Source organism: Pseudomonas sp. J452 (assembly GCF_024666525.1).
Classification (GTDB): domain Bacteria; phylum Pseudomonadota; class Gammaproteobacteria; order Pseudomonadales; family Pseudomonadaceae; genus Aquipseudomonas.
Genome location: NZ_CP088294.1, coordinates 3,081,171 through 3,095,949, shown reverse-complemented (window position 1 = coordinate 3,095,949; position 14,779 = coordinate 3,081,171). Strand labels below are relative to the sequence as shown.

Sequence of the window (14,779 nt, the reverse complement as noted above, 5' to 3'; positions counted from 1 at the left end):
CCGGATGCAATCCGGGTACGACAGCGACCAATCAGCGTTTGGTTAACGCCTCCAGGCAGCGCCCAGTCAGCTGGGTAAAGCGCTGGAAAGCCACGAACTGCTCATGCTTGAGCGCCCGCCCGGATACTCGGCTGTCGGCATACAGCACACCGATTTCGCGGGTTCCCGCCATGATCGGGGCGATAAAGAACATGCCCTGGCCGAGCAACTGGCGCATCGGCAGGGTCACCAGTTCGGCCAGGTTGTAACTGGCTGGCACGCCCATCCACAGCGCCTCACGGTTGCGCAGGGCGTAGCTGAAGATATGCGGTTGCTCAATTTGCGCCGCCGGCAACTGGAAGTCCGTCAGCCACTGCTCGGTGCCCTCGCCCACTGCCCGCTTGGCACGGAAGCGGGTCTGCCCGTCAGCCAGCACCACCAGCATCACTCGCTCCAGGCCAGCCCCCTGATGCAGCCCCTTGAGCAGGGTATCGAGGATCAGGCCGACATCGCCCTTCTGGTTGATCATCATGCCCAGGTCCTGCAGCGCCTGCTGCAGCACCAGCAGGTCCGGCTGCAACAGGCGCGCCTTGCGCTCCTGCTGTTGCAGCTTGATCTGTTCGGGGTCGGTATTGGGAATCAGCCGGCACAGCTGGCTGGCGCCGAAGGTAGCAGCCACCTCGACGGTTTCTTCGGCGCTCTCCAGCACCTGCTTCAAGGCATCTTCCGGGCTGACCCCGGTGAAATCCGCCAGTTGCTGCACCAGTTTTTCCATCTCCGGCGAGTCCCAGCCGTTCAGCGCCGCCTCACTGATCTTCACGCCCAGGTTGATCGCCCGCACCGCCGGATCATGCTGATTGCCGCTGCCGTGGGCGAAGGTCGCCAGCTCGCCGAGGTTCCAACTTTTCACCAGACCCTGGGTCAGTTGGCGGAAGCTGGTACCAAGCACCTGGCGCACCGCCTCGTCGGCATCCACATTGGGCTGTTCCAGGGCATCGGCCAGCTCGTCAGCCTGATCGCCGCCACAGGCCCAGAACGCCAGTTCGCCCACCGTGTGCAGCAGCGCGGCGATAAAGACTTCTTCCTGGTTCTTGCTCAGCACGTAGCCGGCGATGTTGCGCGCCTGCACCGCGGCATGGAACGAACGCGCCAACAGCATCTGCAGCTGCTCGCGTGGCACCTTGGTCAGCAGGCTGTCGATCAGGCTGACCGACATGCCAATCAGACGCACATTGTCGAAGCCGATCAGCACGATGGCTCGGGAAATCGTGCGAATGCCTTCCTGGGAGGGGTTGTAATAAACGCTGTTGCCGACCCGCAGCACCTTGGCGGTCAACGAGGCATCACGCAACAGGACATCGGCCAACTGCTGCACCGAGGCCTTGTCGACCTGGGAAAGCCGGTGCAAATCCTGCACCACCGCGGCTAAAGCGGGCAATTCGGCCTGATTCAGACGATCTATCCATGCCTGTACACCCACACTGCGTTCCACCAAGATGCCAACCTCTATTTCAATTTGTTTCAGTGTAATCAAATTGACCGTTCATGCTCTGAAAAAGGCACTCTTTTTCCTGCGGATACAAGCTGTTACTGTACCGCCCGAGAAGCCCAAACGCCGCCATGGACTGGATCTTGCGCCCAATGCGTCCCCTGCTCCTGCTGATTGTTGGTCTGGCCCTGAGCTTTCCCGCTTTCGCGACCCTTAGCGAAAGCCACGGCTACGCCCAGTTCGGCACCCTCAAATACCCCGCCAGCTTCACCCACTTCGACTGGGTGAACCCCGACGCACCCAAAGGCGGCACGCTGCGGGTCATGGCCTATGGCACCTTCGACACGCTCAACCCCTATAGCTTCAAGGGTAGCAGTCCCTCCGCCGCGCCCAACTTCATGCAGTACGGGGTCAGCGAGCTGAACGAACCGCTGATGGCCGGTACCGGCCAGTACGACCCTTCGGGCGACGAGTCCGCCACCAGCTACGGGCTGATCGCCAAGAGCGTGGAGTACAGCGAGGATCGCAGCTGGGTGGTGTTCAACCTGCGCGAAGAAGCGCGCTTCCACGATGGCAAGCCAATCACCGCCTATGACGTGGCGTTCTCCTATCGCCTGCTGGTCAAGGATGGTCACCCGCAGTACCGCACCAACCTGCAGGAAGTGAAGCGGGTCGACATCCTCAACCGCCATCGCATCCGTTTTGTCTTCAAGCGTGCCGGCAACCCGTTGCTGATCCTGCGGCTTGGCGAACTGCCGGTACTGCCGCAGCACTACTGGAAGAAGCGCGACTTCAAGGCCACCAGTTTTGACGTGCCGCTGGGCAGCGGGCCGTACAAGGTCAGCGCGATCAGCCCGGGACGCAGCCTGGTGTTCGAGCGGGTCAAGGACTGGTGGGGCGAGAAGCTGCCGGTCAACCGTGGCAAATACAATTTCGACCGGGTCGAGGTGGAGTTCTACCGCGACAGCAGTGTCGCCTTCGAAGCGTTCAAGGCCGGCGAGTTCGACTTCTATATCGAGCACCAGGCGAAAAACTGGGCCACCGGCTATCGCTTCCCCGCCATTGCCCGGGGCGAGGTAATCCGCGCCGAAATCCCGCACCAGATCCCGACCCAGACCCAGGCGCTATTCATGAACAGCCGCCGCGCCATCTTCGCCGAGCGCAAGGTGCGCGAGGCCATGGGTCTGATGTTCGACTTCGAATGGACCAACCGCGCGCTGTTCAACAGCGCCTACAAGCGCACCAGCAGCTACTACCCGAACAGCGAGTTCGCCGCCAGCGGCAAGCCGGAAGGCCGCGAGTGGCTGCTGCTCTCGCCGTACCGCAAGCAACTGCCCGCGCCCTTGTTCCAAGAGCCGTTCAGCCTGCCGGAAACCGACGGCCGCGGCATCCCGCGGGAGACCCTACGCAAGGCCATGGGCCTGCTCGGCGAAGCCGGCTGGAAACCCTCCGGACACAAGCTGGTCAACAGCAAGGGCGAGCCGCTGCGCTTCGAAATCCTGCTGGTCAACCCGAACCTCGAGCGCATTCTCCAGCCCTATACCGAGAACCTCGCCAGCATCGGCATCCAGGTCAATCTGCGCACCGTCGACCGCGCCCAGTACAAGCAGCGCCTCGATCACTTCGACTACGACATGATTCTCATGACCCTGCCGCAGAGCCTGAGTCCGGGCCTGGAGCAGGTGCAGTACTTCCATTCCAGCCAGGCCGATGTCAAAGGCAGCAAGAACTACGCGGGTGTCACCCACCCGGTGGTCGATACGCTGCTGGAGAAACTCCTGGAAGCGCAGACCCGTGACGAACAGGTGGCTGCCAGCCGCGCCATCGACCGCGTGCTGCTCTGGCAGCACTACAGCATTCCCAACTGGTACATCAACCATCACCGCCTGGCGTACCGCAACCGGTTCGCCTTCGTCACCACCCCGCCCTACACCCTGGGGCTGCGGGCCTGGTGGCTGAAGCCCACGGAGACCGCTCGATGACTAACCCCCTGCGCGCCCTGGGCGCCGGCCTGCTGCTAATAGCCGGCCTGGCCCAGGCCGCTCCGCAGCACGCCCTGACCCTGTATGGCGAAGCGCCCAAATATCCGGCCAATTTCCAGCACTTCGACTATGTGAACCCGGACGCGCCCAAGGGCGGCATCCTGCGCCTGCCGGGTCTGAGCGGGTTCGACAGCTTCAATCCGTTCATCACCAAGGGCAATGCACCGGCGCAGATCGGCCTGATCTACGACAGCCTGACCTACCACTCGCCAGACGAGCCCTTTACCGAATATGGCCTGCTCGCCGAGAAGATCGACAAGGCGCCCGACAACAGCTTCGTGCGCTTTATCCTCAACCCCAAGGCCCGCTTCCATGACGGCACCCCGGTCACCGCCGAGGACGTGGCCTTTACCTTCAACACCCTGATCGAAAAAGGCACACCGCAGTACCGCCACTACTACGCCGATGTGGCGCAGGTGGTGGTCGAGGACAAACTGCGCGTGCGCTTCGACTTCAAGCACCCGGAGAACCGTGAGCTGCCGCTGATCCTTGGCCAGTTGCAGATCCTGCCCAAGCACTGGTGGGCCAACCGCGACTTCGCCAAGAGCAGCCTGGAGCCACCGCTGGGCAGCGGCCCCTACCAAATCACCAAGGTCGAGCCGGGCAGCGCCCTGCGCTTCGAACGGATCAAGGACTGGTGGGCCAAGGACCTGCCCGTCGCGCGCGGCCAGTACAACTTCGACACCATCCAGATTGAGTACTACCGCGACAGCGCAGTCGCTCTCGAGGCCTTCAAGAAAGGCAGCTTCGACGTCAACCTCGAGTACTCGGCCAAGGACTGGGCCACCGGCTACGAGTCCCCGGCCCTGAGTGCCGGCAAGTTCGTCCAGCAGGCCATCACCAACCATAACCCGGTTGGCATGCAGGGCTATGTGTTCAACCTGCGCCGCCCGCTGTTCCAGGATGCCCGCGTGCGCGAGGCCATCGCCCTGTTGTTCGACTTCGAATGGGCCAACAAGCAACTGTTCTACGGCGCCTACAAGCGCACCCACAGCTATTTCGAGAACTCGGAAATGGCGGCCAGCGGCCTGCCGGATGCCGACGAACTGAAGCTGCTCGAACCCCTGCGGGCACAACTGCCACCGGCAGTCTTCACCCAGGCCTTCAAGCCGCCGGTCAGCGATGGCAGCGGCATCATTCGCGAGCAGAGCCGGCGCGCCTACCAGCTGCTGACCGAGGCAGGCTACCGCATCGACAACGACAAGATGGTCGATGCCAATGGCAAGCAGCTGAGCTTCGAATTCCTCAACTTCCAGGCCAACTTGGAGCGGGTGATCCTGCCGTTCAAACGCAATCTCGCCGAGCTGGGCATCGATCTGCAGATCCGCCGGGTCGACGTGTCCCAGTACATCAACCGCCTCAACTCGCGCGACTACGACATGACCTCGGCCATCTGGTCGCAGTCCAGCTCGCCGGGCAATGAACAGCGCGAGTACTGGCACTCGAGCAGCGCCGACAACCCCGGTAGCCGCAACTTCATGGGCCTGCGTGACCCGGCCATCGACAAGCTGGTGGAGGGCCTGATCCGCGCCGACTCGCGCAAGGCGCTGATCACCCACGCCCGTGCCCTCGATCGCGCCCTGCTCTGGGGCCACTACGTGGTGCCCAACTACTACGTCGACACCTGGCGCGTGGCCTACTGGAAGCGCTTCGGCCGCCCAGCCATCACGCCGCTGTACGACTACGGCCTGATGACCTGGTGGGAAGAATCCCAAGCCAGCGCGCCGGTCACCGCGCCAACCGAACCCGCGCAGGAAGCCAACTGATGCTCGCCTATATCCTGCGCCGCCTGCTGCTGATCATCCCTACCCTGCTGGGCATCCTGCTGATCAACTTCATCATCATCCAGGCCGCGCCCGGCGGCCCGGTCGAGCAGATGATCGCCAAGCTGGAAGGCTTCGATGCCGCCTCCGGTGGCGCCACCGGGCGCGTTTCCGGTGGTGGCGGCGAAGTGGCGGTGGCCGGTTCGACCTACCGTGGCGCCCAGGGCCTGGACCCCGACCTGATCGCCGAGATCGAGCGCATGTACGGCTTCGACAAGTCGGCGCCGGAACGCTTCTGGATCATGCTGAAAAACTACGCCCAGCTGGATTTCGGCGTCAGCTTCGCCCGTGATACCCAGGTCATCGACCTGATCATCGAGAAGATGCCGGTGTCGATTTCCCTGGGCCTATGGAGCACCCTGATCACCTACCTGATCTCCATTCCACTGGGCATCGCCAAGGCCACCCGCCACGGCAGCGCCTTCGATGTCTGGACTAGCTCGGCGATCATCATCGGCTATGCCATCCCGGCCTTCCTCTTCGCCATCCTGATGATCGTGCTGTTCGCCGGCGGCAGTTACTGGGACTGGTTCCCGCTACGCGGGCTGACCTCGAACAACTTCGACGAACTGAGCCTCGGCGGGCAGATCCTCGACTACTTCTGGCACCTAGTCTTGCCGGTGACCGCGCTGGTGATCGGCAACTTCGCCACCCTTACCCTGCTGACCAAGAACAGCTTCCTCGACGAGATCAGCAAGCAGTACGTGATCACCGCACGCGCCAAGGGCCTGACCAACAATCAGGTGCTCTACGGCCATGTGTTCCGCAACGCCATGCTGATCATCATCGCCGGCTTCCCCAGCGCCTTCCTCGGCATCTTCTTCACCGGCTCGATGCTCATCGAGGTGGTGTTCTCCCTCGACGGCCTGGGTCTGCTCGGCTTCGAGTCGATCGTCAATCGCGACTATCCGGTGGTGTTCGGCACCCTGTTCATCTTTTCCCTGTTCGGCCTGCTGGCCAAGCTGCTCAGCGACGTGTCCTATACCCTGGTCGACCCGCGCATCGACTTCGATAGCCGGGAGAATTGATGATGAAGCTCTCCCCTCTCAATCAGCGGCGCTTTGCCCGCTTCAAGGCTAACAAGCGCGGCTGGTGGTCGCTGTGGCTGTTTCTCGCCCTGTTCACCCTCAGCCTCGGCGCCGAACTGATCGCCAACGACAAGCCGCTGGCGGTGCGTTACGACGGCGAGTGGTACTTCCCGGTGTTCAAGCGCTATGCGGAAACCACCTTCGGCGGCGAATTCCCGCTGCAGGCCAATTACAAGAGCCCCTACATCCGCGAACTGGTCGCGGCCAAGGACGGCTGGATGCTCTGGCCGCCGATCCCCTTCGACTACAGCAGCATCAACTACGACCTGCAGGTGCCCTCGCCCGCCCCGCCCTCCGCGCAGAACTGGCTAGGCACCGATGACCAGGGCCGCGACGTGCTGGCGCGGATTATCTACGGCTTCCGTATCTCGATCCTGTTCGCCCTGGTGCTGACCGTGCTCAGCTCGATCATCGGGGTGATCGCCGGTGCCCTGCAGGGGTTCTATGGCGGCTGGATCGACCTGGTCGGGCAGCGCTTCCTGGAAATCTGGTCGGGCCTGCCGATGCTGTTCATGCTGATCATCCTCTCCAGCTTCGTGCAGCCGAGTTTCTGGTGGCTGCTGGGGATCATGCTGCTGTTCTCCTGGATGACCCTGGTCGACCTGGTGCGTGCCGAATTCCTCCGTGGGCGCAACCTGGAATACGTGCGCGCCGCCCGAGCCTTGGGCATGCAGAACGGCGCCATCATGTTCCGCCACATCCTGCCCAACGCTATGGTCTCGACCCTGACCTTCATGCCCTTCATCATCACCACCGCGATCGGCACCCTGACCTCGCTGGACTTCCTCGGCTTCGGCCTGCCCGCCGGCGAGCCCTCGCTCGGTGAACTGGTGGCCCAGGGCAAATCCAACCTGCAGGCCCCCTGGCTGGGCATCAGCGCCTTCGTCGTGCTGGGGTTGATGCTGAGCCTGCTGGTGTTCATCGGCGAAGCGGCGCGCGATGCCTTCGATCCGAGGAAATAAGATGAGCGAAGCGAACAACCTGATCGAAGTGCGCGACCTCGCCGTCGAGTTCGTCACCGGCGAGCTCAGGCAGCGCGTGGTCGAAGGCGTCAGCTTCGATATCCGCAAGGGCGAAACCCTGGCCCTGGTCGGCGAAAGCGGCTCCGGCAAGTCGGTCACGGCGCATTCGATCCTGCGCCTGCTGCCCTATCCGCTGGCCCAACACCCGGCCGGCAGCATCCTGTTCCAGGGGCAGGACCTGCTCAAGCTCGACGAGGCCAAGCTGCGCGGTATCCGTGGCAACCGCATCGCCATGGTGTTCCAGGAACCGATGACCTCGCTCAACCCGCTGCACACTATCGGCAAGCAGATCAACGAAGTGCTCGGCCTGCACAAAGGCCTCACCGGCAAGGCCGCCACCGCACGCACCCTGGAGCTGCTGGAGCTGGTCGGCATCCCCGAGCCGCACAAACGCCTGCGCGCCTATCCGCATGAGCTGTCCGGCGGCCAGCGCCAGCGCGTGGTGATTGCCATGGCCCTGGCCAACGAGCCGGAACTGCTGATCGCCGACGAGCCGACCACCGCGCTGGACGTCACCGTGCAGCTGAAGATCCTCGAACTGCTCAAGGAACTGCAGGCACGCCTGGGCATGGCCCTGCTGCTGATCAGCCACGATCTCAACCTGGTACGAAGAATCGCCCATCGCGTATGTGTCATGCAGCGCGGTCGCATCGTCGAACAGGCGTCGTGTGAAGAATTGTTCCATGCACCGCAGCATCCCTATACCCAGGAACTGCTCGGTGCCGAGCCCAGCGGCGAACCGGCGGACAATCCTGCCGGCCCGCCGCTGTTGGAAGTGGACGACCTGCGAGTGTGGTTCCCGATCAAGAAAGGGTTTCTGCGCCGCACGGTCGATCATGTGAAGGCGGTGGACGGCATCAACTTCAGCCTGCCCCAGGGCCAGACCCTGGGCATTGTCGGCGAAAGTGGTTCCGGCAAGTCCACCCTCGGCCTGGCGATCCTGCGCCTGCTTGGCAGCCAGGGCGCCATCCGCTTCCAGGGCCAGGCGCTGAACGGGTTGTCGCAGCAGGCCGTGAGGCCATGGCGACGGCAGATGCAGGTGGTCTTTCAGGACCCCTTCGGCAGCCTCAGCCCACGCATGTCGGTCGGGCAGATCGTTGGCGAAGGCCTGCGCATCCATCGCATGGGTACGCCGGCGGAGCAGGAACAGGCAGTCATCGACGCGCTTGTGGAAGTAGGTCTGGATCCGGAAACCCGGCATCGCTACCCCCATGAGTTTTCCGGCGGGCAGCGGCAGCGGATTGCCATTGCCCGGGCACTGGTGCTGAAACCGGCGCTGATTCTGTTGGACGAGCCCACCTCGGCGCTCGACCGCACGGTCCAGCGCCAAGTAGTGGAGCTACTGCGCTCGTTGCAGGCCAAGTACAACCTGACCTACCTGTTCATCAGCCATGACCTGGCGGTGGTCAGGGCCCTGAGCCACCAGCTGATGGTGGTCAAACAGGGCAAGGTCGTTGAACAGGGCCAGGCTGACGCGATCTTCGCCGCACCGCAGCACACTTATACCCGGCAGTTGCTGGAGGCCGCCTTCCTGGCCCCCGCAACTCCTGACTAACCAGAAGAGGAACAACGCACATGGGTTTTCTCACCGGTAAGCGCGTACTGATTGTTGGCGTGGCCAGCAAGCTGTCGATTGCCTCGGGCATCGCCGCCGCCATGCACCGCGAAGGCGCCGAGCTCGCCTTCACTTATCAGAACGAAAAGCTGAAAGGCCGCGTCGAGGAATTCGCCGCCGGCTGGGGCTCCAGCGCCGAGCTGTGCTTCCCCTGCGACGTCGCCAGCGATGAAGAGATCGCCAGCGCCTTTGCCGCCCTCAGCCAGAAATGGGACAGCCTGGACTGCATCGTCCACTCGGTCGGCTTCGCCCCCGGCGACCAGCTGGATGGCGACTTCACCGATGTCACCACCCGCGAAGGCTTTCGCATCGCCCACGACATCAGCGCCTACAGCTTCGTCGCCCTGGCCAAGGCCGGCCGCGAGCTGATGAAAGGCCGCAACGGCAGCCTGCTGACCCTGTCCTACCTGGGCGCGGAACGCACCATGCCCAACTACAACGTAATGGGCATGGCCAAGGCCAGCCTGGAAGCCGGCGTGCGCTATCTGGCTGGCAGCCTCGGCCCGGAAGGCACGCGCGTCAACGCCATCTCCGCCGGCCCGATCCGCACCCTAGCGGCCAGCGGCATCAAGAGCTTCCGCAAGATGCTCGCCGCCAACGAGAAGCAGACCCCGCTGCGCCGCAATGTGACGATCGACGAAGTCGGCAACGCCGGCGCCTTCCTCTGCTCCGACCTGGCCTCAGGCATCAGCGGTGAGATCATGTACGTCGACGGCGGCTTCAACACCACCGCCATGGGCAACATCGAAGACTGAGTCCGACTCAATCTTCGCCCACAAAAAAGGCCGCTGATCAGCGGCCTTTTTTGTGGCTGGATGGCCGCCCCACAGGGCGGCACCTCGATCAATAACGCTCGATATCAGCCTGCTCTTTCAACTCGGCACGGAAGGCATTGAAGTCCTGCTGGCCCAGGCGCGAAGCCAGGAAGCGACGGTACATGCTCTTCTCTTCTTCGCTCAGCTCGGCTTGCGGCTGACCGACGCCGTTCAGGCGCAGCAGCACGTAGTCACCGTTGCCCAGGCTGACGCCCGCGAAAGTCGGCGTACCATCTTCAGCAGGTTTCGGCATGCGGAACAGCGCCTGCAGCAGCACGGGCTCGATGCCCTCCTGACTGCGGGTAGCCGCCTCGACAACCTTCCAGCTCTGCCCGTCCTCAGCCTGCTCGACCGGCGTCTTGCCTTCACGCAGGCTGACCAGCAGCGCCTCGCCCTTGGCCTTGACCGCTTCATTGGCGCGCTGCAGGGTCAGGGTTTCACGAATGCTGTTCTGCACCTGATCAAAAGGCAGCAGTTCGGACTTCTTGTGCTCCTTGACCCGGATGACCACCACGGTGGCCGGATCCAGTTCGATGGCACCGCTGTTGGCGCCACCTTCCAGAAGGTCCTCGCTGAAAGCAGCCTGGATCACCTGACGGTTGGCCGCCAGACCTTCGCTGCCACCCTCGCGGCCAAAGGCTGCCGTGGTTTGCACGGCAAGCCCTTGCTCCTGGGCCGGCTGGGCCAGGTCGGACGCCTCGTAGGCAGCATCTTCCAGGGCCTTGGCCGCTTCGACGAACAGCTGCTCGACACGCGGCGCCTTGTTGTCAGCAATCAGCTTGTCTTTCAGGCTGTCAAAGCTCGGCACATCTGCAGCTTGCACACCCAGCAGCTTGACCAGGTGCCAACCGAACTGGCTACGTACCGGAGCCGACACTTCGCCCTCTTTGAGGCTGTAGAGCGCCTCCTCGAAGGCCGGATCGTAGACACCCGGGCCGGCATAACCCAGGTCACCGCCATTGGCAGCCGAGCCCGGATCCTGCGACAGCTCCTTGGCCAGCGCGGCAAAGTCTTCACCCTGCTGCAGGCGCTTTTTCACGTCTTCGAGCTTGGCCTTGGCCTGCTCGTCGCTGAGCTTGTCGTTGACCTCCAGCAGGATATGCGCGGCCTGGCGCTGCTCGGCCAAACCGGCGATTTCCTTCTGGTACAGCTCCTGCAGCTCGTCGTCCTTGATCTCGACGCGGTCGAAGAAGGCATCTTTCTTCAATTCGACGTAGTCCAGAACCACCTGCTCAGGGCTCATGAACTGATCGGCATGCTCTTCGTAGAACTTCTTCAGCTCTACATCCTGGAGCTGCACAGCCGCGGTGTCCGCCTTCAGGGTCAACGTGGCGAAATCGCGAGTCTGCTTGTCCAGACGGACGAAAGCGCTGAGCTCGGCGTCGGTGAGGAAGCTGCTGCCGACCAGGCCGGCTTGCAACTGGCTGACCAGCACATCCTGCTCCAGGCGCTCGCGGAACTGCATCCGGGTAAAGCCTTCCTGGCGAATGACCTGGTCAAAGCGTGCGGCATCGAACTTACCGTCTTGCTGAAACAGCGGCATGCCGAGGATCAACTGATCGAGTGCTGCCTGGGAAAAGGCCATGCCGGAGTCTTTGGCGCCCTGCAGCAGCAGGTTGCGCTCGATCAAGGCATTCAGCGCCGACTCGCGCAGCAGCTTGTCGTCCAGCATCGAGACATCGAAGTCCTTGCCGAACTGCTGAATGTACTGGCGGCGCTGCATATCAACAGCACGGCTAAGCGTGTCCTGGGTGATTTTCTCACCGTTGACGTCGGCAGCATTCTTACTGTTGCTAGCGGAGTTGACGATGGCGTCGAATCCGGTGAAAGCCATCAGCGCGACGATAACGCCGACGATGGTCTTGGCAATCCACCCCTGTGAATTGTCCCTGATGTTCTGCAGCATGCATCCCCCGAAACGGCTGCGCTGAACAAGCAGCCATGCAGCGTGGGTAAAATCCGGATAAAAGAAAGGCGCATCCTAGGATGCGCCTTCTCGGTAACTGGTGGAGTGGCTTTGGCTCGTCTGAACCACCACTCCGACCAGGTCGGGACCAGCCCGACCTGGAAGGGCAAGGCCAGAGAGACGCTTAGTTGACGGCGTCTTTCAGGGCTTTACCAGCTTTGAAGCCAGGGATCTTGGCAGCAGCAATGCTGATCGGCTTGCCGGTCTGCGGGTTGCGGCCAGTGCGAGCAGCACGCTCTTTGACAGCGAAAGTACCGAAGCCAACCAGCACCACGGAATCACCAGCCTTCAGGGCGCCAGTGACGGATTCGATCACTGCGTCCAGCGCGCGGCCAGCAACAGCTTTCGGGATATCAGCAGATGCGGCGATGGCATCGATCAGTTCCGACTTGTTCACTCTAAGTCCCCTTATCTCTGTTGAGTTGTTTCTTAATTGTTTGGTGTAAGCAAAGCGGGTGCTGAAGGGCCTGGCTGACACGTAAGAGCCGCTTTATAGCAAGGGCTCGAAAAATGTGTCAAGGAGGCCCTACGGCTAATGCGTGCTGATTCGCTCCTTGGAATCAGACTCGCGCTTGTCATCCTTTGCAACCATCTCGGGAGCCGCATCAGGCAAGGGCTCCGGGGCGTATTGCAGCGCAATTTGCAGGACCTCGTCAATCCATTTAACCGGCTTAATGGTCAGGTCTTGCTTAATATTCTCGGGAATTTCCTTCAGATCGCGCACATTTTCCTCAGGAATGATCACCGTCTTGATTCCACCACGGTGGGCGGCCAGCAATTTCTCCTTCAAGCCGCCAATCGCCAGCACCTGACCACGCAGGGTGATCTCACCGGTCATGGCCACATCGGCACGCACCGGGATCTGCGTCAGCGCCGACACCAATGCCGTGCACAAACCGATACCGGCACTCGGCCCATCCTTCGGCGTCGCGCCTTCCGGCATGTGGATGTGCACGTCACGCTTCTCGTGGAAGTCCGGCGCAATCCCCAGGCTCTTGGCCCGGCTACGCACCACGGTGAGCGCGGCAGTCATCGACTCGGCCATCACGTCACCCAGCGAGCCGGTCTTGATCAGCTGGCCCTTGCCGGGCACCACAGCGGTCTCGATGGTCAGCAACTCGCCACCCACCTGAGTCCAGGCCAGGCCTGTGACCTGACCGATCTGATCCTGCTGCTCGGCCAGACCATAGCGATAACGCCGCACGCCGAGGAAATGCTCGAGCAACTCGTCGGTTACCAATACCTTGAAACGTTTTTCCTTGGAGTGCTCCTTCACCGCCTTGCGGCAGACCTTGGCGATCTGCCGCTCCAGGCTACGCACCCCCGCCTCACGGGTGTAATACCGAATGATGTCGCGAATCGCGGCCTCTTCGAACTCGATCTCACCTTTCTTCAGGCCATTGGCCTCGATCTGCTTGGGCGCCAGGTACTTGACCGCGATATTGATCTTCTCGTCCTCGGTGTAACCGGGCAGACGAATCACCTCCATGCGGTCCAGTAGCGGGCCGGGGATATTCATGGAGTTGGCGGTGCAGATGAACATCACATCCGACAGGTCGTAATCGACCTCCAGGTAATGGTCATTGAAGTTGTGGTTCTGCTCCGGATCCAGCACTTCCAGCAGCGCCGAGGCCGGATCGCCGCGCATGTCCTGGCCCATCTTGTCGATTTCGTCGAGCAGGAACAGCGGGTTGCGCACGGCAACCTTGGTCATCTTCTGGATCAAGCGACCCGGCATGGAGCCAATGTAGGTGCGCCGGTGACCGCGGATCTCGGCTTCGTCGCGCACACCACCCAGGGCCATGCGCACGAACTTGCGGTTGGTCGCGCGGGCGATGGACTCGGCCAGGGAGGTCTTGCCCACCCCAGGCGGGCCAACCAGGCACAGCACCGGCCCCTTGAGCTTCTTCACCCGCTTCTGCACGGCGAGATACTCGAGGATGCGATCCTTGACCTCATCCAGACCATAGTGATCGGCATCGAGGATGTCTTCGGCTTTGGCCAGGTCCAGACGCACCTTGCTCTCGGCCTTCCACGGCACATTCACCAGCCAGTCAATGTAGGAGCGCACCACCGTGGCTTCGGCCGACATCGGTGACATCTGCTTGAGCTTGTTCAGCTCGGCATTGGCTTTGGTCAGGGCTTCCTTGGTCAGGCCGGCGTTGTCGATGCGCTTTTTCAGCTCATCGATTTCATTGTGGCCTTCGTCGATGTCGCCCAGCTCCTTCTGAATGGCCTTCATCTGCTCATTCAGGTAGTACTCGCGCTGGCTGCGCTCCATCTGCTTCTTGACCCGACCACGGATGCGCTTTTCCACCTGCAGCAGGTCGATTTCCGCATCCAGTAGCGCCAGCACATGCTCGACGCGGGCGGGCAACTCGGTGATTTCGAGGATTTCCTGCTTCTGCTCGATCTTCAGCACCATGTGCGCGGCCATGGTATCGACCAGGCGGCCCGGCTCATCGATGCTGTTCAGCGAAGACAACACCTCCGCCGGGACCTTCTTGCCCAATTGCACATACTGTTCGAACTGACTGAGCAGGCTGCGCGAGAAGACTTCCGACTCACGCTCGGCGACTTCCATCTCGTCGATCAGCTGCACTTCGGCGCGGCAATGGCCGTCCACCTCGATGAAGCGCTCGATGCTGCCGCGTTGCTCGCCTTCGACCAGCACCTTGACCGTACCGTCCGGCAGTTTCAGCAACTGCAGCACGGTGGCCACGGTCCCCACGCGATACAGGGCATCTTCGCCCGGATCGTCGTCGGCAGGATTACGTTGCGCCAGCAGGAGAATCTGCTTGTCGCCGGTCATTGCAGCCTCGAGGGCCTCAATGGATTTCTCGCGCCCGACGAACAGCGGGATGACCATGTGTGGGTAGACCACAACATCGCGCAAGGGCAGGAGAGGCAATTCGATGGTTGTCTTCATGATTTCAGCTC

General features: G+C 62.3%; 10 protein-coding genes. 6 read left to right on the top strand and 4 right to left on the bottom strand.

What is annotated here, in order from left to right; translation table 11 throughout:
- Positions 1–31: 31 nt before the first annotated feature.
- A complete protein-coding gene (locus LRS11_RS14010) occupies positions 32–1,474 on the bottom strand; it encodes an HDOD domain-containing protein (RefSeq protein WP_260493557.1) in 1,443 nt (480 codons plus the stop codon).
- 146 nt (positions 1,475–1,620) lie between these two features.
- Here LRS11_RS14010 and LRS11_RS14005 point away from each other — a divergent pair, with 146 nt between their 5' ends.
- Genes LRS11_RS14005 through fabI form a run of 6 tightly spaced genes read left to right on the top strand, consistent with a single transcriptional unit; the run spans position 1,621 to position 9,813 of the window.
- The gene (locus tag LRS11_RS14005; protein ID WP_260493556.1) at positions 1,621–3,450 is read left to right on the top strand and encodes an extracellular solute-binding protein; all 1,830 of its coding nucleotides are present in this window, start codon (positions 1,621–1,623) and stop codon (positions 3,448–3,450) included.
- A complete protein-coding gene (locus tag LRS11_RS14000) occupies positions 3,447–5,276 on the top strand; it encodes an extracellular solute-binding protein (protein WP_260493555.1) in 1,830 nt (609 codons plus the stop codon). Before LRS11_RS14005 ends, LRS11_RS14000 begins: the two co-directional genes overlap by 4 nt.
- Positions 5,276–6,361 (top strand): microcin C ABC transporter permease YejB, encoded by a 1,086-nt coding sequence (locus LRS11_RS13995; RefSeq protein ID WP_260493554.1) that lies wholly within the window; start codon positions 5,276–5,278, stop codon positions 6,359–6,361. Before LRS11_RS14000 ends, LRS11_RS13995 begins: the two co-directional genes overlap by 1 nt.
- Before the next feature lie 2 nt (positions 6,362–6,363).
- Entirely contained in the window at positions 6,364–7,383 is a 1,020-nt protein-coding gene (locus LRS11_RS13990) for an ABC transporter permease (RefSeq protein WP_260496925.1), read from the top strand.
- 1 nt (position 7,384) lies between these two features.
- Positions 7,385–8,998 (top strand): ABC transporter ATP-binding protein, encoded by a 1,614-nt coding sequence (locus tag LRS11_RS13985; RefSeq protein WP_260493553.1) that lies wholly within the window; start codon positions 7,385–7,387, stop codon positions 8,996–8,998.
- A gap of 20 nt (positions 8,999–9,018) precedes the next feature.
- Complete coding sequence (gene fabI, locus LRS11_RS13980) at positions 9,019–9,813, top strand: enoyl-ACP reductase FabI (protein ID WP_260493552.1); 795 nt, start codon at positions 9,019–9,021, stop codon at positions 9,811–9,813.
- A gap of 88 nt (positions 9,814–9,901) precedes the next feature.
- Here fabI and LRS11_RS13975 read toward each other — a convergent pair whose 3' ends face one another.
- The 3 genes from LRS11_RS13975 to lon all read right to left on the bottom strand — a co-directional run bounded on the left by LRS11_RS13975 (position 9,902) and on the right by lon (position 14,768).
- Entirely contained in the window at positions 9,902–11,779 is a 1,878-nt protein-coding gene (locus LRS11_RS13975) for a SurA N-terminal domain-containing protein (RefSeq protein ID WP_260493551.1), read from the bottom strand.
- Positions 11,780–11,963: 184 nt separating this feature from the next.
- Positions 11,964–12,236 (bottom strand): nucleoid-associated protein HU-beta, encoded by a 273-nt coding sequence (hupB, locus tag LRS11_RS13970; RefSeq protein ID WP_003239952.1) that lies wholly within the window; start codon positions 12,234–12,236, stop codon positions 11,964–11,966.
- Positions 12,237–12,371: 135 nt separating this feature from the next.
- Positions 12,372–14,768, bottom strand: coding sequence for an endopeptidase La (lon, locus tag LRS11_RS13965; protein WP_182834828.1), 2,397 nt, complete (start codon positions 14,766–14,768; stop codon positions 12,372–12,374).
- Positions 14,769–14,779 lie beyond the last annotated feature (11 nt).

Bases quoted from the DNA above. Each gene is read 5' to 3' on its own strand.
- fabI (WP_260493552.1), top strand. From the start codon at position 9,019: ATGGGTTTTCTCACCGGTAAGCGCGTACTGATTGTTGGCGTGGCCAGC.
- lon (WP_182834828.1), bottom strand. From the start codon at position 14,768: ATGAAGACAACCATCGAATTGCCTCTCCTGCCCTTGCGCGATGTTGTG.
- LRS11_RS13985 (WP_260493553.1), top strand. From the start codon at position 7,385: ATGAGCGAAGCGAACAACCTGATCGAAGTGCGCGACCTCGCCGTCGAG.
- LRS11_RS13990 (WP_260496925.1), top strand. From the start codon at position 6,364: ATGAAGCTCTCCCCTCTCAATCAGCGGCGCTTTGCCCGCTTCAAGGCT.
- LRS11_RS14005 (WP_260493556.1), top strand. From the start codon at position 1,621: ATGCGTCCCCTGCTCCTGCTGATTGTTGGTCTGGCCCTGAGCTTTCCC.
- LRS11_RS14000 (WP_260493555.1), top strand. From the start codon at position 3,447: ATGACTAACCCCCTGCGCGCCCTGGGCGCCGGCCTGCTGCTAATAGCC.
- LRS11_RS13995 (WP_260493554.1), top strand. From the start codon at position 5,276: ATGCTCGCCTATATCCTGCGCCGCCTGCTGCTGATCATCCCTACCCTG.
- LRS11_RS13975 (WP_260493551.1), bottom strand. From the start codon at position 11,779: ATGCTGCAGAACATCAGGGACAATTCACAGGGGTGGATTGCCAAGACC.